Origin of the sequence: Pseudacidovorax intermedius, from assembly GCF_003350475.1 — a bacterium.
Taxonomy (GTDB): domain Bacteria; phylum Pseudomonadota; class Gammaproteobacteria; order Burkholderiales; family Burkholderiaceae_C; genus Xenophilus; species Xenophilus intermedius.
In genome coordinates, this window is record NZ_QQAV01000016.1 from 67,907 (window position 1) to 86,220 (window position 18,314).

The 18,314-nt window shown below is 73.7% G+C and carries 12 protein-coding genes; 3 read left to right on the forward strand and 9 right to left on the reverse strand.

Features of this window, described 5'->3' with window-relative positions:
* Positions 1 to 131: 131 nt before the first annotated feature.
* A complete protein-coding gene (locus DFR41_RS25635) occupies positions 132 to 1,361 on the reverse strand; it encodes a CynX/NimT family MFS transporter (protein WP_114804828.1) in 1,230 nt (409 codons plus the stop codon).
* Positions 1,362 to 1,712: 351 nt separating this feature from the next.
* Here DFR41_RS25635 and DFR41_RS25640 point away from each other — a divergent pair, with 351 nt between their 5' ends.
* Positions 1,713 to 3,203 (forward strand): iron-containing redox enzyme family protein, encoded by a 1,491-nt coding sequence (locus tag DFR41_RS25640; protein WP_114804829.1) that lies wholly within the window; start codon positions 1,713 to 1,715, stop codon positions 3,201 to 3,203.
* Positions 3,204 to 3,223: 20 nt separating this feature from the next.
* On the opposite strand, the gene DFR41_RS25645 is transcribed toward DFR41_RS25640, so the two are convergent.
* Together DFR41_RS25645 and DFR41_RS25650 are read right to left on the reverse strand one after the other, a co-directional pair.
* A complete protein-coding gene (locus DFR41_RS25645) occupies positions 3,224 to 6,031 on the reverse strand; it encodes a hybrid sensor histidine kinase/response regulator (RefSeq protein ID WP_114804830.1) in 2,808 nt (935 codons plus the stop codon).
* 87 nt (positions 6,032 to 6,118) lie between these two features.
* Entirely contained in the window at positions 6,119 to 7,015 is an 897-nt protein-coding gene (locus DFR41_RS25650) for a LysR family transcriptional regulator (protein WP_170159471.1), read from the reverse strand.
* Positions 7,016 to 7,163: 148 nt separating this feature from the next.
* On the opposite strand from DFR41_RS25650, the gene DFR41_RS25655 reads away from it, so the two are divergent.
* Positions 7,164 to 8,153, forward strand: a complete 990-nt coding sequence (locus tag DFR41_RS25655; protein ID WP_170159472.1) for a tripartite tricarboxylate transporter substrate binding protein — start codon at positions 7,164 to 7,166, stop codon at positions 8,151 to 8,153.
* Positions 8,150 to 9,802: an FAD-dependent oxidoreductase gene (locus DFR41_RS25660; protein ID WP_114804832.1), complete on the forward strand. Its 1,653-nt coding sequence runs from the start codon at positions 8,150 to 8,152 to the stop codon at positions 9,800 to 9,802. Before DFR41_RS25655 ends, DFR41_RS25660 begins: the two co-directional genes overlap by 4 nt.
* Before the next feature lie 11 nt (positions 9,803 to 9,813).
* Here the strand turns inward: DFR41_RS25660 and DFR41_RS25665 are convergent, their stop codons facing one another.
* The 6 genes from DFR41_RS25665 to DFR41_RS25690 all read right to left on the reverse strand — a co-directional run bounded on the left by DFR41_RS25665 (position 9,814) and on the right by DFR41_RS25690 (position 18,290).
* On the reverse strand, positions 9,814 to 11,229 hold the full coding sequence (locus tag DFR41_RS25665) for an efflux transporter outer membrane subunit (RefSeq protein WP_114804833.1): 1,416 nt from the start codon (positions 11,227 to 11,229) through the stop codon (positions 9,814 to 9,816).
* A 2-nt stretch (positions 11,230 to 11,231) separates the two neighbouring features.
* On the reverse strand, positions 11,232 to 13,238 hold the full coding sequence (locus DFR41_RS25670; RefSeq protein ID WP_114804863.1) for an ABC transporter permease: 2,007 nt from the start codon (positions 13,236 to 13,238) through the stop codon (positions 11,232 to 11,234).
* On the reverse strand, positions 13,232 to 14,395 hold the full coding sequence (locus DFR41_RS25675) for an efflux RND transporter periplasmic adaptor subunit (RefSeq protein WP_114804834.1): 1,164 nt from the start codon (positions 14,393 to 14,395) through the stop codon (positions 13,232 to 13,234). The genes DFR41_RS25670 and DFR41_RS25675 overlap by 7 nt, the downstream gene beginning before the upstream one ends.
* Positions 14,392 to 15,027 carry a DUF4198 domain-containing protein gene (locus DFR41_RS25680; protein ID WP_244917878.1) on the reverse strand — a complete coding sequence of 212 codons (636 nt, stop codon included), beginning with the start codon at positions 15,025 to 15,027 and terminating at the stop codon, positions 14,392 to 14,394. Before DFR41_RS25680 ends, DFR41_RS25675 begins: the two co-directional genes overlap by 4 nt.
* A gap of 33 nt (positions 15,028 to 15,060) precedes the next feature.
* Positions 15,061 to 15,711, reverse strand: coding sequence for a nickel uptake transporter family protein (locus DFR41_RS25685; protein WP_114804836.1), 651 nt, complete (start codon positions 15,709 to 15,711; stop codon positions 15,061 to 15,063).
* 104 nt (positions 15,712 to 15,815) lie between these two features.
* Entirely contained in the window at positions 15,816 to 18,290 is a 2,475-nt protein-coding gene (locus DFR41_RS25690; protein WP_114804837.1) for a TonB-dependent siderophore receptor, read from the reverse strand.
* Positions 18,291 to 18,314 lie beyond the last annotated feature (24 nt).

Genomic DNA, 18,314 nt, shown 5'->3' on the forward strand with positions numbered 1-18,314 from the left:
ATGGCCGCGGAGCAGGCCATGCGCGGGCACCCGAGGAGCTGGCTTCGCCAGGCCTCTGGGTGCGCCCCCTCCAAGCCGAAGGCGCCAGAGAGGGGGGAGCCGCGAAGCGGCATGGGGGGTGCCTCTTCACTTCAGCGGGGCATCGCCGCGGCGCGGACGACGCGTGCGCGGCCGGCACCCGCGCCGGCCAGGGCCAGCGCCACGCCGATGGCGCCGAAGAGCAGGGCCGAGGCGCGGAAGCTGCCCGTCCAGGCCCGCAGCAGCCCCACCAGCATCGGCCCCGTCGCGGCCACCAGGTAGCCCACGCCCTGCGCCATGCCCGAGAGCTGGGCGGCGACGCGCGCGTCGGGCGAGCGCATCACGATCATCGTGAGCGCCAGCGAGAAGGTGCCGCCCTGCGCGATGCCCAGCAGCACCGCCCAGCCCCAGATGCCGCCCAGCGGCGCGAACATGCAGGCCCACAGCGTCGCCACCGTGAGCACGGCCAGCCCCACGGCCAGCGCCACCTGGTTGCGCTGGCGCTGCGCCAGCGTGGGCAGCACCAGGCAGGTGGGCACCTGCACCAGCACCGACAGTGAGACCACGAAGCCCGCCGTGGCCGCGGCCAGGCCCCGCTCGCGCAGCACGGGCGCCAGCCAGCCCATCACCGAATAGGCGAGCGCCGACTGCAGGCCCATGAACAGCGTGACCTGCCAGGCCAGCCCGTCGCCCCACAGGCCGCGCACCCGGAAGGCGGAATCGCCGGCATCCCGCCGCGCCGGCCAGGCACGCGGCGCCCACAGCGCCAGCGCGACCGCGGCCGGCACGGTCCACATCGCCAGCGCGCCCTGCCATCCCAGGCCCAGCGCCTGCTGCAAGGGCACGGTGAAGCCCGCCCCGCTGGCGGCGCCGGCGCACACCGCCATGGTGTAGAGGCCCATCATCAGCGCCGTGCGGCTGTCGAAGTCGCGCTTGACCAGGGCCGACAGCAGCACGTTGGCCACCGCGATGCCCACGCCCGCCAGGGCCGAGGCCGCGAACAGCAGTGGCAGTTGCGCCGAGCCACGCAGCAGCGTGCCGGCGGTGATGAGCACCATGCAGGCCAGCAGCGTGCGCTCGATGCCCAGGCGCCGGCCGAGCCAGGGCGCCACCATCGCGAAGGCACCGAGGCAGATCACGGGCAGCGTGGTCAGCGCACTGGCCGCTGCCGCCGACATGCCGGTGGCCGCCACGATATCGGGCAGCACCACCGACAGGCTGGAGAACACCGGCCGCAGGTTGAAGGCGATGAGCACGATCGACAGGGCGAGCAGCCCCAGGTTCTGCGCAACAGGGCCGGATCGTGGGCGGGAGGATGTGGAAGCGGTGGGGAAGGCAGGCATGCAAGAGAAAGGCAGCACCCGCAGGTGCGCGAAGGTCGTGGCCGACGATGGGCGCCGCTGGAACGGCGGCAGGTCCGCCGTGGGAGCGCGGATGCTGCCACAGCGGGCCCATGCGGGCTGTCGCGCAGGCCGAAACCCATGAAGGCCGCACAGCCCGCACCGGGTGGCTCGTAGGACGGCACCGCCAGGGCGCCGCACATCGCGCGGCGGCCGGTGTAGTCCGGGGGCGGGGGGTCGGTCGCGGCCGACAGCCACCCGCGCTGCGCCCTTGCCGACGCGACCGGCCAACACCCCGATGGTGGACCCATGCAGAACACACGCCTTGCCCGAAGGGCCGCCGAAGAAGCCCAGATGCGCCACCTCACCCCCGCCGCGCCCCCGGCGCCGCGGCAGCCGCGGGCTGCCGCCCCTGCCGCGAACGAGGACGGACGGGAACCGGCCCACGGCGCCCGCGCGCTCTACGACGCGCTGCTGCAGGCCAACGACCGGCCCGACGCCGCTTTGCGCGCCGAGGCCCGCGCCTTCATCGAGCGCTGGCGCGCGGAGATGCGCACGCAGCCCTGCGACCTGCCCGCTTCGCCCGACGGCCTGGCCACCTGGCAGCAGGCCAACCTGGCCTCGACCGGCGCGGCCTACCAGGCCTATCTGGCCGTGCGCAAGGCGGGCGGGCCACGGCGCTACTTCGGCAGCCGCTCGCATGCGCTCAACTTCCTGCGCGCGGTCGCGCCCACCAAGCTGGTGGATGGCGCCTGGCTGTATGGCCTGCTGCCCGATGCCGCCAATCCGCACCTCAACGACCTGATCCTCACCTACGTGGAGGAACTGGGCGACGGCGACCCCGACAAGAACCACGTGCTGCTCTACCGCCGCCTGCTCGATGCGATGGGCATCGTGGACTGGGCCGAACAGCCCGACGAGGCCTATGTGCAGGGCGCGTTGCAGCTGTCGCTGGCCGCCTGCACCACCGAGCTGTTGCCCGAGGTGATCGGCTTCAACCTGGGCTACGAGCAGCTGCCGCTGCACCTGCTGATCACGGCCTACGAGCTGGACGAGCTGGGCATCGACCCGACCTACTTCACGCTGCATGTCACGGTGGACAACGCCGCGGGCGGCCATGCGCAGCGCGCCCTGCGGGCCGCCGCGGAGAACCTGCCCGCACTGGCCGACCGCGAGGCCTTCTGGGCGCGGGTGGCCGACGGCTACATGCTGAGCAACGCCGGCCAGGGCACCACCGACGCCATCGCCGCCTTCGACCCCCACCAGGCCCTGCTGCAGGTGCTGGGGGGCCGGGCCGGTGAAGGCAGCCTGGCTCATTCCGACTACTGCCGCATCGAAGGCCGCACGGTCAACCAGTGGCTGGCCGATCCGGCCGCCGTCGGCGGTTTCGTGGCCGCCCTCGAACGCAAGGGGTGGCTGGTGCGGGGCAGCGACCCTGCGCAGAGCCGCTTCTGGGCGCTGCTGCAGGGCGAGCACGCGAGCATGTTCGGCGTCTTCGGCGACTACGAGCTGCAGGTCATCTACGACTGGATCCGCGGCGACGCAGCGGCCGACGGGGCGGCGTTCGTCCGCGCCGGCCCGGCGGCCCGGGCGCCAGCGCCCCCGCGCGCCTTCCGGCATGTGCGTCGGGCTGCGCAGGGTCAGACGCCACTGTCGCTGGCCACGCTGGCGGAGGACGGAAGCACGCTCGACCCGGACCTCGCCGAGTTGCGGCAGATGCTGGAGGGCGACGATGTGGTCGGTCGCGGCGCGGCGCTGCGCCGGCTGCTGGGGCCGGCCATGCACTGGGGGCCGGCGGGGCTGGAAGCCACGCGTCACGTCGCCCAGATGATGCGGGCCGCCTGAGCACGCCCGCGCCAGGGGCATCAGGCGCCGTGGGCGGCGCGCCGCCCGGCGTCCAGGGCCAGCAGGCGCGCGAGCAGGATCTCCACCTGGGCCGGCTTGGCGAAGTGGTCATCGAAGCCGGCGGCCAGTGCTTTTTGCCGGTCGGCCTCACGCCCATAGCCGGTGAGCGCGATCAGCGCCATGCGGGCGGTGGCAGGCCGGGCGCGCAGACGCGTGGCCAGTTCATGCCCACTCAGTCCCGGTAGCCCGATGTCCACGATGGCCCCCTCCGCCGGCTGCTCGGCCAGGGCGTCCATGGCCGCCTCCGCCGAATACACCACGCGCACGCGGTGCCCTTCCAGCTCCAGCCAGCTGGCCAGCGAATCGGCCGCGTCCTGGTTGTCATCCACGACGATCAGCGACAGGGCCTGGCGCGGCAGCGCAGGGGGCGCGGCCGCCTCTGCCGTGGCTGTGGGCAATGCGTGAAGGGGCAGGCGCAGTTCGAAGGTGCTGCCCCGACCCACGCCCGCGCTGTGCACGGTGATGGCACCGCCGTGCAGTCCGGCCAGGCTCTGCGCAATCGCCAGGCCCAGCCCCAGGCCACCCGCGGCCCGCTGCAGCGGCTGCTCGCCCTGCACGAAGCGCTCGAAGACGCGCGGCAGCAGCTCGGGCGCGATGCCGATGCCCTCGTCGATGACCTGCAGTACCGCCTGCGGATGCGCAGCCGCCGTGTCCACCGCCAGCACCACGCGGATGGCCTTGCCCGCCTCGGTGAACTTGGCGGCGTTGTTCAGCAGGTTGCCGACCACCTGCGCCAAGCGCAGCGGATCGCCGTGGACGGCCACGGGCTCGGCGGGCAGCCTCACCACGGGCATCTCTGGGCGCTGCTGCAGCACGGGCAGCGTGAGCTCCAGGGCCCGCGCCACCACGTCGCGCAGGTCCAGCGTCTCGGGGCGCAGGACGATCTTGCCCGAGACGATGCGCGAGACGTCCAGCAGGTCGTCCACCATGCGCGACAGGTGCCGCACCTGCCGCTCGATGATCTGCCGCTCGCGCGGGAAGGCCTGCGGGTCGCGGCGCTGCACCAGCTGCAGCGCCAGCGCGATCGGCGCCAGCGGGTTGCGCAGCTCATGGCCCAGCATGGCCAGGAACTCGTCCTTGGCCTGGTTGGCATCCTCGGCCTGCTTCTGCGCCGCACGGGCCTGGGCGAACAGGCGCACGTTGTCCAGCGCCAGCGCAGCGCGCTGGGCCAGGTCGTTGATCAGCGCGCCGTCCTCGGTCGTGATGCGGCGGCCCGACTCGGCCTGCAGCACGGCCATCGCGCCGATGGTGCGGCCGCGCGCGATCAGCGGCACGATGCACCCGGCCGTGATGCCGAAGACCTGCACGAATTCCCGCAGCTGCGGGTCGAGCGCCTCGGGCATGCCCTGGTCGTCGATGTTGTGCAGGAAGGTGCGGCCGGTGGCCACCGCCCAGGGGAAGGTGCCGGGGGCGTCCGCGGGCGCAGCGCGCGTCTCCACCAGGGCCGCGATGGCGGCCGTGCGCGCAGGATCGAAGTGATGCGTCAGCTTGCGTTGCAGCACGCCGTGCTCGTCGAGCAGGTCGATGCGGCAGAGGTCGCCCACGGCGGGCACGATCAGCGCGGCGATGGCTCGCAGCGTGGCGTCTTCCTCCAGCGACTGCGACAGCACCGCGCCCGCGCTGACCAGCCGGGCCAGCCGCTGCTGCGCCGCCTGCGCGGCCGTGCTGGCCGCGCGCTCGGCCTCCAGCAGCTGCTGGCGCTCGGCCTCGCTGCGCCGGCGCTGCAGCGAGGCCGCCGCCAGCGCGTCTGCCACGGCATCCACCTCGGGCACGCGGGAAGGCGCCACCGCGACCGGCTCGCCCCGGCCCAGCGCGTCGGCCTGCTGCCGCAGCCGGGCCATGGGGCCGGTGACGCCACGCGAGATCCACCACGCGGCCAGCGCCCCGTAGGCCAGGGAGAAGAGCAGGCCGCCGAGGTAGGCGACATAGGTGCGGCGCAGCGGCGACTCGGCCAGGTCGGCAGACGCGCCCAGCACGACGAACCACGGCGCCGACTCCAGCCGGGCCACGGCGGTCTGCGAGCGCACGCCGTCCACGTTGGTCGAGCGGCCGACGCCGTCGGGCGCATCGCCCATCTGCGCCAGCAGGCGGCGCAGCGTGTCGCTCGGGCCGCTGCCGCGCAACCGGGCGTCGTCGATGTTGCGCGCCACGCGGCGCTCGCGCGAGTCGAAGACCGACACCGACCAGCCCTCGGGCACGCGCTGGCGGCCCAGCACGGCGGTGATGGCCTCCGGCCGCACGACCGCGGTCAGCACCTGGAGGGTCTGGCCGTCGCGGATCACGGGCACGCGCACCGCGAAGGCGAGTCGGCCTGCCGGCCCCGGCACCAGGGCGCCGACGGCAGGCTGGCCGGTGCGCAGCACCCGCTGCAGGCTGTCGTCGTCGACCACGCGCCGCAGCGGGCCCGAGACGCCGCCGTCGGTGTTGAAGAGCAGGCGCCCGTCCGGCGCCGCAAGCACCAGCGCCAGCCATTCGGGATGCGAGCGCCGCACGGCGGTGGCCAGCCGCGTCGCCTGGCTCAGGCCGTCGCCGGCCTGGGTGCCCAGCGGCTCGGTCAGGGCCAGCGCGTCGAGGGCGGCGATGGTCAGGCGCAATTCGCTGTCCACCGCGGTGGCGACGGCGCGGGCCACGCCCAGGGTGCTGGCCCTGTGCTGGTCCTGCTGGCTTTCAGCCAGCGCGTACAGCGCCAGGCCGCAGACGATGGCCAGCGGAAGAATGGCCATCGATGCGATCAGCATCAGCCGGCCCTGCATCGTGATGATGCGCATGCGTCTCCTCGGGGGGGGTGGGGCCGGCCGCCGGCGGGCGCGGCCGCGCGATTGTGCAGCAGCCCCCCGAGCCGCCGCGTGCCGGGGTCATCCCGGCGCGGCCAGTGCGGCGAACTCCTCGTCCAGCAGTTGCATGAAGGCCTGGCCGAGCGTGGAGAGCGGCCGGTGCGTGTTGCTGGCGGCCAGCAACGGAAAGGCGGGCGCCTGGGGCACGGGCACCAGCACCAGGCGGCCTGGCGCGAAGCTGCGCGCCGACAGGTCGTCGACGAAAGCCACGCCGGCGCCACTGGCCGCCATGGCGCAGGCGGCATGGCCCGAGCGCACCTCCACCGCACGCCGCGGCACGATGTCGCGTTCGGCCAGCCAGCGGTCGATGACCTGGCTCTGGGGTGCCTCGGGGCTGTAGAGCACGAGCCGCTCGCGCAGCGCCGCATCGAAATCGAAGACCGGTGCCGCCAGCAAGCGGTGCCCCGGCGCGAGGGCGCACATCAGACGCCACTGGCCGATCTCGCGCAGGTCGAGCACGGGATGCTCCAGGGGCGCGGAAGAGACCGCGAGGTCCGCGTCCTCCGCCACCAGCAGCTTGACGATCTCGCGCGTGGGCAGCGCCTCGAAGCCGACCTGGGCATCCGGAAAGCGCGCCAACAGCCGCGCCGTGGCGCGCGGCACCAGTTCCAGCGCGGTATTGGCGCTGGACAGCACGCGCAAGGTGGCATGGGCGCCGAAGCGCAGGTGCTGCGCCACGTCCTGCACATGACGCACGCCCCGGTAGACCTTGTCGACCTCCACCTGCAGCGCCCGCGCCTCCGGCGTGGCGAAGAGCCGGCCATTGCGCCGCTCGAACAGCGCCACGCCCAGCTGCAGCTCCAGATGGCGCACCAGGCGGCTCACGCCCGGCTGCGACACATGCAGCAGACGGGCCGCACCGGTGATCGAGCCGGCGCTCATCACGGCCCGGAAGACTTCGATCTGGCGCAGGTTCATGACAGGGGCTCCGGCCATGCAGACCAGAACAGAAAGGAGTGACGGGTGCGCCCAACCATAACAGCCAGGCATGCCCCGCCGAAGCCTTGGTATTGGGCGGCGAAGCCGCCGATTCCTAGGATCGGGCCCACGTTCACAGGAGACAACCATGCAACGAATGCTTCGCCGCCGCTGGCTGGCGGTGGCCACGGCCACTGCGCTCGGCACCACCGCCCTGGCACCCATGGCCTGGGCCCAGACCTATCCCGCCAAGCCGATCACGCTCGTGGTCGGCTTCGCGCCCGGCGGGTCGGGCGACATCCTGGCCCGGCTCATGGGCGACGCGCTGGGCAAGGCGCTCGGCCAGACCGTCGTCGTCGACAACCGCCCCGGCGCGGGCGCCACCATCGCCACCAGCTACGTGGCCACGGCGCCGGCCGATGGCTACACGCTGCTGTTCGTGACCAGCGGCTTCCCGGGCAGCACCTCGCTCTATCCCAAGCTCAACTACGACACCGTCAAGACCTTCGCGCCGGTGGCCAAGGTGGGCGCCTCGCCGATCGTGGTGGTGGTGCCGGCCGCATCGCCCTTCAAGGACTTCCGCGCGGTGCTCGACGCGGCGCGCAAATCGCCCGGCAAGCTCAACTACGCCGCGGGCGGCGGCGGGGCCACCACCACCAGCCTGGCGGCGGAATTCCTCAAGAGCGACGCGAAGGTCGACATGCAGATGATTCCGTACAAGGGCTCCGGCCCGGCCCTCACGGCGCTGCTGGCGGGCGAGGTGGACCTGGGCTTCGACATCCCCTCCAGCGCCCTGCCCCACATCCAGACCGGCAAGCTGCGCGCGCTGGCCGTGACGACAGCGAAGCGTTCGGCCGTGCTGCCCGAGGTGCCCACGGTGGCCGAGCTGGCCGTGCCCGGCTTCGAGGTGACCGGCTGGTTCGGCATCCTGGCCCCGGCTGCCACGCCGCCAGCCATCGTGGACCGCCTGAACCGCGAGGTGAACGCCGCCCTGGCCCAGCCGGCCGTGCAGCAGCGGCTGAAGGCGCTGGGCGTGGAGCCCGGCGGCGGCACGAGCGCGGCCTTCGGCCAGTTGATCGCCGCCGAGACGGTGCGCTATGGCGAGGCCATCCGCCGCCTGGGACTGCGCGCCGAATGACGGCCGCGGCGCAGGCAGGGGCCGGCCTCGGCCATGAGCTGCAGGCCGACCTGGTGGTCGCGGGCGGCGGGCTGGGCGGCATCGCCGCCACCCTGGCCGCACTGCGCCAGGGGCTGCGCGTGGTGCTGGTCGAGGAGCTCGACTGGCTCGGCGGCCAGCTCACGGCGCAGGGCGTGCCCTTCGACGAGCATCCGTGGATCGAGCATGTCAGCGCATCGCTCAGCTACGCCCAACTGCGCCAGGGCATCCGGGCCTACTACCGCGACCACCTGCCGCTCACGCCCGAGGCACGGCTGCATCCGCGCCTCAACCCCGGCCAGGGCAACGTCAGCACGCTCTGCCACGAGCCCTGGGTGGCCGTGCGGGTGATCGACGCACTGCTGGCGCCGCACGAAGCGGCCGGCCGCCTCGTCGTGCTGCGCGAGCACCGCATCGACGCCGCCCAGGTGCAAGGCGACACCGTGCAGGCCCTGGAGGTCTTCGACCTGCGAGAAGGCCGCCGCCGCGTGCTGCAGGCCGGCATGTTCATCGACGCCACCGAGATCGGCGACCTGCTGCCGCTGGCCGGCGTCGAGCATGTGTTCGGCGCCGAGGCCCGCGCGCAGACGGGCGAACCCCATGCGCTGGACGAGGCCGATCCCTACGACCAGCAGGCCATCACCTGGTGCCTCGCGACCGAGCTGCGGCCCGGCGAGGACCACACCATCGAGCGCCCCCGCGACTACGACCGCCTGCGCACCCTGCAGCTGCCCTGCTGGCCCGGCCCGCAACTGAGCTGGACCCTCAGCGACTTCGTGACCCACCAGCCGCGCGTGCGTCCCCTCTTCGTCGGCCCGACCGACGAAGAGGGCCTGTACGACCTGTGGCATGCGCGGCGCATCGCCTGGCGCGGGCACTTTGCGCCGGGCGCCTATGCGAGCGACATCACGCTGGCCAACTGGCCGCAGATGGACTACTGGGAGCAGCCGGTGGTGGGCGTGGACCGCGCGGCGCAACAGCAGGCCCTGCAGGCCGCGCGCGAACTGAGCCTGGCCTTCTTCTACTGGATGCAGACCGAGGCGCCGCGCCACGACGGCGGCGAGGGCTATCCGGAGCTGCGTCTGCGCGGCGACGTGCTGGGCACCACCGACGGGCTGGCCAAGCAGGCCTACTACCGGGAAGGCCGCCGCATCATGGCGGAGTTCACCGTGCGGGAGCAGCACATCGGCGTGCAGGCCCGGCCCGGTCGCGACGGCGCCGAAATCTTCGCCGACAGCGTGGGCCTGGGCGGCTACCGCATCGACCTGCACCCCAGCACGCGCGGGCGCAACACGGTGGACATCGACGCCTACCCCTTCCAGATCCCGCTGGGCGCACTGCTGCCGGTGCGGGTGGACAACCTGCTGCCGGCTTGCAAGAACATCGGCACGACCCGCGTGACCAACGGCGCCTACCGCGAGCACCAGACCGAGTGGAGCATCGGCGAGGCGTCGGGATCGCTGGCGGCCTTCGCGCTGCAGCGCCGCACTGCACCGCGCGCCGTGCGCAGCACGCCGGCGTTGCTGGCGGACTTTCAGCGCCTGCTTCAGCGCCAGGGCGTGATGTTGGCCTGGCCGCGCTTCGGCGCACTCACGCCGACGCTGCGCACCGGCTACCAGACGGCGCGCTGAAGGACGCAAGCTCACCACAGGGCATCGCCGCTCCAACCGCCGCCCAGGACGCGGTAGAGCCGCACCTGCATCTGCAGCATGGCCTGGTGCAGGACCGCGGCCTCGTCCTCGGCCGAGAAGAGGGTGCGCTGCGCGTCCAGCAAGGCCAGCGCGTCGTCAGCCCCCGCGCGCCATCGCGCCTCGGCCAGGCGCTGTGCCTGGCGGGCCTCGGCCAGCGCAGCGGCCTGGGCCTCGCGCCGCGCGTGCAGCGCGGCCTGCGACTGCAGGGCCGCTTCGACCTCGGCAAAGGCCTGCACGACCGACTGCCGGTAGGCGACCAACCGCTCCTCCCGCACGGCCACCGCCTCGTCCCGTTCGGCCGCCAGGCGGCCGCCGTCGAGCAGGGGCGCCACCAGCCCAGCCGCCAGCGCATAGGCGGGATCGCGCAGCAGCGTGCGCGACGACGCGCTTTCGGCGCCCAGGCTGGCGGTCAGCGTCAGCCGGGGCCAGCGGGCGGCCTCCGCGGCCAGACGCTGCGCGTCGGCGGCGGCCAGCAGGGCGGCCGCGCGTGCGATGTCGGGCCGGCGCGCCAGCAGCCCTGCCGGCAGGCCGGTTGCCACGGCAGGCGGCGCCAGCTGCGCCAGGCGGCTTCGGGGCGTCCAGGCCGGGTCGGGGTGTGCCGTGAGGATCGTCAGCGTGGCGCGCACCTCCGCCACCCGCTGGCGCAGCGCCTGCACCTGCGCGCGCTGCGCCTGCACCAGGCCGCGCTGGCGGCTGGCCTCCAAGGCCGTGGCGGTGCCCGCCCGCCTGCGCACCTCGGTCAGCGCCGCGATGCGCTCGGCCGCGGCCAGACTCGCTTCGCCGATGCGGATGCGCTCGGCCAGGCCGACCGCTTCGAGCCATGCCTCGGCCGCGGCGGCCGTCAGCGTCAGGCGCAGCGCCTGCGCATCGAGCACGCTGGCCTGGACGGCGGCCTGCGCCCCATCCCGCTCGGCGCCAAGGCGGCCCCACAGGTCCCATTCCCAGGCTGCGCCCAGGCTCAGCGCATGGCGCGGATCGGCGGCGGCCTCGCCCCCGAACGCGCCCTGGCGACGGACCTGGGCCTGGGCCTCCAGGACCGGCCAGCGCCCCGCCTCGGCCTGCCCTGCCCGGGCCTGCGCCTGACGCAGCCGCGCAGCCGCGGCGGCCAGGTCGAGGGAGCCGGACTGCACGCGCAGCACCAGCGCATCGAGTTCAGCGCTGCCGAAGCGCCGCCACCAGCCGTCCCCGGCCGGCTCGGCGGCATCGGCCACCGCGGATGGCGGCAGGGGAACGGACCACTGCGCCGGCAGGGGCGGTGCCGAGGCCGGCGCGGCCGGCAGCCGCGGCACGGCGCAGCCGGCCAGCAGCCCCACCATCGCGAATCCGCGCACGGCGGCGCCGCGGGTCATCGGGATGTCGTGCCGCATGCTCAATCTCCCGCCAGGGCCACGACCGGGTCCAGGCGCGACGCCGAACGCGCCGGCGCCCAGCCGAAGACCAGCCCGGTCGCCAGCGCGCAGGCAAATGCACCGGCCATCGCCCGTACCGAGAACACCACCGGCACGCCGCTGGCGACCAGCACGGCACCCGTGATGCCGCCGGCCAGCACGCCGGCCACGCCACCCGCCAGGGTCAGCAACACCGCCTCGGTCAGGAACTGGCGCTGCACATCGCGCTGGCGGGCGCCCACGGCCATGCGGATGCCGATCTCGCGCAGCCGCTCGCGCACCGTCATCAGCATCACGTTCATCACGCCGATGCCGCCCACCACCAGCGAGACGGCGGCGATGAGGCCCAGCATCATCGTCATGCTGCGGCGCGTCTGGGCCTCGGCCTGCAGGCGCGCCGCGGCGTTGCTGATCTCGAAATCGGCGCGGCCGTGGCGCGCCAGCAGCAGGCGGCGGATGGCCGCTTCGGCCGGCGCCACCTGCCGCGGCGAGGCGGCGGCGACGACCGTGTAGTCGGGCTGCGTCTGCACGCGGTAGACGCGCGCCCGGCCCGCGCGGTAGGGAATGAAGACCATGTCGTCGTAGCTTTGCGCGCCGGACTCCGCGCCCCGCTCGGCCAGCGTGCCGATGACCTCGAAGGGCGAATCGCCGATCAGCAGTTGCCGGCCCCGCGGGTCCGGATCGCCGGGGAAGAAATGCGCCTTCGCCCGATGGCCCAGCACCACCAGGGGCGTGAGCGCACGGTCTTCGGCCTCGGTATAGAAGCGGCCCTGCGCCAGCGGCCACTGGTGCACCCGGGGCATGAACCATTCGGCCGCGAACACGTAGACCTGCCGCTCCAGCCGGCCGCGGCGCACCGGGATCGGGTCGCCGATGACGGGCATGACATGGGCCACGTCCGGCAGGCCGGCGATGGCCGAGAGGTCCTCGTCGGTGATGCGGCCCGGCGGCCCCCCTTCGGCCGGCGCGCTGCCGCCCAGGTACATGATGGTGGTGCCCAGGGTGCCCATCTGCTGCACCACGCGCTGGCGTGCCCCCTCCCCCACGGCCAGCATGACGATGACCGAGGCCACGCCGATCACGATGCCGAGCAGGGTGAGGCCGGTGCGCAGGCGGTTGCGGCCCATGCCGCGCCAGGCGGCGCGCGCGGCCTCGCCCAGGTCGGCATGCCAGGCCCGGGCCGGCCCGGGCGAGCCGGGCGGCATCGGTGCGGTAGCGGCCTGCGTGCCACCTGCCGCGGCCGATGCGGCCGACGTCGACGATGCCGCGCCCGGCCCCGGGCCATCGGCCACGATGCGGCCGTCCCGGATCTCCACCACGCGGTGCGCCTGCTCGGCCACGCCGCGGTCGTGGGTGATCAGCACGATGGTGTGGCCCTCGTCCGCGAGCTGGTGCAGGAGTGCCATCACCTCGGCGCCGCTGGCGCTGTCGAGCGCACCCGTGGGCTCGTCGGCCAGCAGCACGCGACCGCCGTTCATCAGCGCCCGGGCGATGGCCACGCGCTGCTGCTGGCCGCCCGAGAGCTGGTGCGGCCGGTGCTCGGTCTTGTCCGCCAGGCCCAGGCGCGCGAGCAGGGCCCGCGCCCGGTCGGCGCGCGCTGGCGGCGGCAGGCCGGCGTACAGGGCCGGCAGCTCCACGTTCTCGCGCGCCGTCTCGCTGGCGATCAGGTGATAGCCCTGGAAGACGAAGCCGAAGGCCTCGCGGCGCAGCCGGGCCAGCGCGTCCGGGTCCAGCGAGGCGACGTCGCGCCCCTCGAAGCGGTAGTGGCCGGCGCTGGGCCGGTCCAGGCCGCCCAGCAGGTTCATCAGCGTGGACTTGCCCGAGCCGGACTGGCCCACGATCGCCACGAATTCGCCGGCACGGATCTCCAGGTCGATGCCGTGCAGCACCTCGGTCTCGGGCTGGCCGCTGCTGCCGCCGCCGTAGCGCTTGCGCACGCCCGTCAGCGCGATCAGCGGCGGCGCCGCTGCGGACGCGCCGCTCACCATTGCAGCCACGCCGGCCACCGGGCCTGCCGCGTCTCGCCGACGATCAACTGCTCGCCTTCGGCCAGGCCCTTCGTCACCTCGGCCAGGTGACGGCTGCGCACGCCCAGCTGCACCTCGCGGGCCTGGGCGCCTGCGCGCGGGTCCAGCACGCGCACCTGCGCACGCTCGGGATCGCCGGGCACGGGCTGCAGTGCCGACAGCGGCACCGCCAGGGCCCGCGGCGCATGGGCCACGCGCAGGCCCACCTGGGCGGTCATCTGCGGCAGCAGCGCGCCGTCGGCGTTGTCCACATCGAAGAGCACGGTATAGGTCACGGCCTTGGTGGCGGCGGGCGCCGCGGCGGCATCGGCGCCCTTCTCCGCCAGCGGCGGAGCGGGCAGCACCTGCCGCACCCGGCTGTGCCAGCGGCGCGGCTGCGCCTGGCCCTCGCCGCCCAGTGTGGTGAAGCTGGCGGGCATGCCGGCACGCACGCGGCCGATGTCGGCCTCGGAGACCTCGGTCCACACCGTCATCGTGGCCAGGTCGGCGAGGCGCAGCACACGCGGCGTCTGGTAGGTGGCGTTGAGGGTCTGCCCCTCGCGCGCCTCGACGCCGATCACCGTGCCGTCCATGGGCGCATAGATGCGGGTGTAGCCCAGGCGGGCTTCGTCGGCGCGCTGGGTGGCGCGGGTCTGGGCGATCTGGGCGCGCCACTGGTCCAGGCGGGCGCTGCGCACGGCCAGCTCGGCCCGGGCCGCCTGCACGTCCTCGCCGCGCGTGGCGCCGTCGGCATCCAGGCGCAGCTGCCGCGCGGCCTGGTCGCGGGCCCGCTGCCATTGCGCTTCTTCCTCGGCCAGCTGCGCACGCAGGGCCTGCAATTGGGCACGGCCGGCATCGACCACGGCCTGCTGCACGCTGGGGTCGATCTCCACCAGCAACTGGCCCTGGCGCACGGTGTCGCCGGCCGCCACGTGCAGGCGGCGGATCTGCCCCGAGACCTGCGCCCCCACGTCCACGAAGCGGCGCGGCTGGAGGGTGCCGATGGCGGTCACGCTGGCCTCCACGTCATGGCGGCGCACGGTCTCGGTCTGGTGCTGCACGGCGGGCTGCGCCATCCATGCCGCCAGGCCCGCGCCTGCGGCCAGCACCACGGCGGCCATGATCCAGCGCCGCTTCATGGAGACGTCACCTCGAAACTCAGCGTGGCGCTGTGGCGCACCTCGGAATAGTCGCGCCCCTCGAAGCGGACCTTGCCGCCATCCACGCTCGCTGTCACGGACAGCACATAGAGCCCGGGAAAGGGCGTGCTCAGCGTCACCAAGCCGTCCGCTTCGGGGAGCAGCAAGCGCTGCCAGCCGGCATCCGTCTGCACCTCGACCTGGGTGGCCGCCACGGGGCGGCCCTTCCACATCAGGCGGAAGCGCCGGCCCTCGGGCTCGGTCGGCACCAGTTCCAGGTCATTGACGGGCAACGTCTCCTTCCGGCCCAGGCGGGCCTGATGGTGGACCAGCACGCGCTGCCCTTCGGTCTCGACCGCGGTCAGGCGCAGGTCGCCGGCCGCCGCGTTGCCGCGTGCGATGAGGCCATCGGGCCCGAGCACGTGCGTGGCATCCGCACCGGGCGCGGCCAGCGCCTGCAGCGGTGGCAGGGCAAGGGCGGGCTGGTCGGGCGGACCGGCGCGAAGGCGCGCGCCCTGGGCGGTGGGCTGCAGCCAGAGCGACTCGGCCAACGCCGGGGTGGCCGCCACCGAGAGCAACCCGGCGCCTGCAGCCAGCAGCGCCGCGTGCATCAACGGCGAGACGGCGCTCACTGCACGAACCCCGGCCGGACTGGCATTCCGGCCTCAGCGCGCCACATAGCTCAGGGTGGCGGTGTAGTCGACGGCTTCCACGCGGGTGCCGGCCACGTCCTGGGGATGGCGGTCGGTGTGGGCGGCGATCAGCACATAGCGGCCGACGCCGCGGTCCGGCACGGTGAGCCAGCCATCGGCGTCGGTCTGCAAGCGCCGGCTCCAGCCCGCGGGATCGACCACGGTCACCGCGCGGCTGCCCGCCGGCTGGCCCTTGAAGACCAGGCGGAAACGGCTGGCCCCGGCCTGTTCGGGGACGAACTCGTAGTCGAGCACGGCGCGCGTGTCGCGCCGGCCCTCACGGGCATTGAAGACAGCCGCCTTGAGCACGCCGTCCTTGCCGCGCCAGGGCTTCCAGACCTGGTCGTTGATCAGGCGCAGGTCCGCATCCGCGGGCACGGAGGCCGCCAGCAAATGGTCCTCGCGGACCGCGAGCGGCAACGGTGCGGCGGCATCGGCCGCGAAGAGTCGAGTGCTGGCGCCCAGCTTGGCGACCTCGTCGCCGCGGTCGCGCTCGCCATCGACATCGCCGACGTAGACACGGGCCGTGCCGGGCGCGGCGCGCTCGATCCAGAGCTGGTGGGCCTGGGCGCTGCCGATCGCGGTGGCAGCCAGGGCAAGGGCGAAGAAGGCGCGGTGGGCCATCGATGGTTCTCCGTGGAAATGGAAAGGAAGGGAGGACGCTGCGCGTCGTTGACGGCAGCACGAGATACGTTGGAAGACACGGGCGCGCGGCGGACCGCGGCCGATCAGAAGCGGGCTTCGACGCCCAGCCGCAGCTGCCGCGGCGCGCCCCAGTAGCTGTTGCCCGTGGTGTTGTAGTAGCGCTTGTCGAATGCGTTGAACACGTTGAGCGTGGCGCTGAGCTGCGGCGTGAAGGGGTACTTCAGCATCAGGTCCACCACCGCATAGGCGGGCTGTTCGAAGCGCTGGTTGCGCGCGGGCCCGAGGTTGTCGGCGTAGATCCCGCTCTGCCAGCGCACCGCGCCGCCCACGGTCAGACCGTTGCCCACGCCGGCCATGCGCCAGCTGGTGGCGAGCTTGAAGTTGTTCTGCGCCACGTTGGTCAGCAGGCGCTGGCCATCGCGGTCGCGCGTCATGTTGCGCGAGAAGCCGGCCGACAGCTGCCAGCCCGGGCGCAGCTCGCCGCTGGCTTCCAGCTCGAAGCCGCGCGTGCGCGTGCCCGACACGGCCCGGTAGGCCTGCGAGCCGTCGGGCGCGAAGGTGTCCGGGATGGAGACGGCCAGGTTGTCCTGCTTGCTCTCGTAGACGGCCGCGCTCAGGTTCAGGCGGTCGTCGAGCACGCTGCCCTTGATGCCGAACTCACGGCTGACGCCGGTCTGCGGATCGATCTGGTCGCCCGTCGGCGTCTTGTAATCCTGCGGCTTGAAGATGTCGGTGTAGCTGGCGTAGGCCGTCCAGTCACGGGCGAAGTCCCAGGTGATGGCGGCATAGGGCGTGACCACGCCGCGCTCGCGACGGTCGGCGGTGGTGAGGCTGGCGCTGGTCCAGCTCTGGCTGCGTTGCTGGCGCCGCCAGTCGGTCACGCGGGCGCCGAGCAACACGGCCACGCCATCCAGTGCCTTGAAACGCACCGTGCCGTAGGCGCTGTTGAGACGCTCGTCCGAGTCGTCGGTGCCCACCTGCGGGTTGTAGGGTTCCAGTGGCGAGAGACCGTTCCACAGGTAGATGTTGGGGATCGACGGGTCCCAGCCGGCATGCCGCCAGTTGGTGTAGGCCGGCGCGAAGTAGGCGGTCCGCACGGCCGTCGCGCCGAACACCAGATCGTGCTGGCGCCCCAGCAGGTTGAAGCGACCGTTGACCTGCACGTCGGCGGCGTCCTGCCGCGGCGTGGCGGCCCAGCGCCCGGCCCACAGGCCCACGCCCGCGCCGGTCAGCCGGTCCGGATAGCCGTTGGACGCGTAGCCGATCACCTCGTCGTAGGCGTTGAAGCTGCGCGACACGGTGGCCTTGAGCGACCAGTCCGCCGAGAAGTGGTGCTCCACCCCGCCGAAGAGGCTGCTGTATTCGCGGTGCGACGACGCCCATTCGGGGGCGGCCGAGGCCGACACGTCCCACACGGCGCGGCTGCCGTCGCTGAAGTAGGCCGGCAGGCCGCCGCGGGCGTGCCCGGTCGCATCGAAGCGCTGCCACGACAGACCGGCGTGGAGAACGGTGTCGGGCCCGACATCGGCCTCGAGCACGCCATAGAACACGTCCTTCTTCTCGTGCAGGCGGTCGATGTACGACGCGTTGTCCTGCTTGGCGGCCACCAGGCGCCCACGCAGCGTGCCGGCCGCGTTGAGCGGGCCGGACACGTCGAACTCGCCGCGGCGCCAGGACCACGAACCCAGCTCGCCGCGCACGCTGGCCTGGAAAGTGGCGGTGGGCCGCTTGCGCACCAGGTTGATGGCCGCGCCCGGCGAGCCGATACCGTTGAGCAATCCGCTGGCGCCGCGCAGCACCTCCACGCGGTCGACCAGGGCGGTGTCGAAGGTCTGGAAGATGTCGGTGTAGTTGGAGTCCACCAGCCGCACCCCGTCGACCAGGTAGTTGTCGACCTGGAAGCCGCGTGCGTAGATGGGCGAGCTGTCGCTGCCGGCGTTGCCGGCCTGCGCGAGCGTGAGGCCCGGCGTCTGCTGGACCACGTCGGTGAGCTGCGTCAGGCCCTGGTCGTCCAGACGCTGCCGGGTGATGACGCTGATGGACTGCGGCGTCTCCCGCGGTGCCAGCGGCAGGCGGGTGGCCAGGCTGGTGCTGCGGGCGGTGTACGCGCCCGTGCCCTCTGTGGTGGCGCTGCTGTCCGCCTCGGCGCTGACCGTGATGGTGGCCAGCGTGGGCCCCGCGCCGGTCGCGGCTGGGCCGGCCCGGCCGGCAGGCGGTGCGGCAGGCGCCAGCACATAGCCGCCCGCGGCGGGCAGGGCTCGCAGGCCGCTGCCACGCAGCAGCAGGGCAAAGCCTTCCTCCACGCCGTGGCGGCCGCGCAGCCCATCGCTGCGCAGGCCCGCCACGCGGGACGCATCCACCGACAGGCCGACGCCGGCCTGCTGCGCGAATCGCACCAGTGCCTGGTCGAGCGGGCCGGCCGGGATGTCGAACGGCGCCACCGCGGTGGACGGTGCGGGCTGCGCCCAGGCAGCGGCGGGCAGCCCCACGAGGCAGGCCAGGGCCAGGGCGGCGGCCACGGCGCTGGGGCGAAGGGCGGCGGGATGAGCGACGGTCATGATGAGCGGGAGGTCTGGGCGTAA

Bases quoted from the DNA above. Each gene is read 5' to 3' on its own strand.
- DFR41_RS25635 (WP_114804828.1), bottom strand. From the start codon at position 1,361: ATGCCTGCCTTCCCCACCGCTTCCACATCCTCCCGCCCACGATCCGGC.
- DFR41_RS25640 (WP_114804829.1), top strand. From the start codon at position 1,713: ATGCGCCACCTCACCCCCGCCGCGCCCCCGGCGCCGCGGCAGCCGCGG.
- DFR41_RS25645 (WP_114804830.1), bottom strand. From the start codon at position 6,031: ATGCGCATCATCACGATGCAGGGCCGGCTGATGCTGATCGCATCGATG.
- DFR41_RS25650 (WP_170159471.1), bottom strand. From the start codon at position 7,015: ATGAACCTGCGCCAGATCGAAGTCTTCCGGGCCGTGATGAGCGCCGGC.
- DFR41_RS25655 (WP_170159472.1), top strand. From the start codon at position 7,164: ATGCAACGAATGCTTCGCCGCCGCTGGCTGGCGGTGGCCACGGCCACT.
- DFR41_RS25660 (WP_114804832.1), top strand. From the start codon at position 8,150: ATGACGGCCGCGGCGCAGGCAGGGGCCGGCCTCGGCCATGAGCTGCAG.
- DFR41_RS25665 (WP_114804833.1), bottom strand. From the start codon at position 11,229: ATGCGGCACGACATCCCGATGACCCGCGGCGCCGCCGTGCGCGGATTC.
- DFR41_RS25670 (WP_114804863.1), bottom strand. From the start codon at position 13,238: ATGGTGAGCGGCGCGTCCGCAGCGGCGCCGCCGCTGATCGCGCTGACG.
- DFR41_RS25675 (WP_114804834.1), bottom strand. From the start codon at position 14,395: ATGAAGCGGCGCTGGATCATGGCCGCCGTGGTGCTGGCCGCAGGCGCG.
- DFR41_RS25685 (WP_114804836.1), bottom strand. From the start codon at position 15,711: ATGGCCCACCGCGCCTTCTTCGCCCTTGCCCTGGCTGCCACCGCGATC.
- DFR41_RS25690 (WP_114804837.1), bottom strand. From the start codon at position 18,290: ATGACCGTCGCTCATCCCGCCGCCCTTCGCCCCAGCGCCGTGGCCGCC.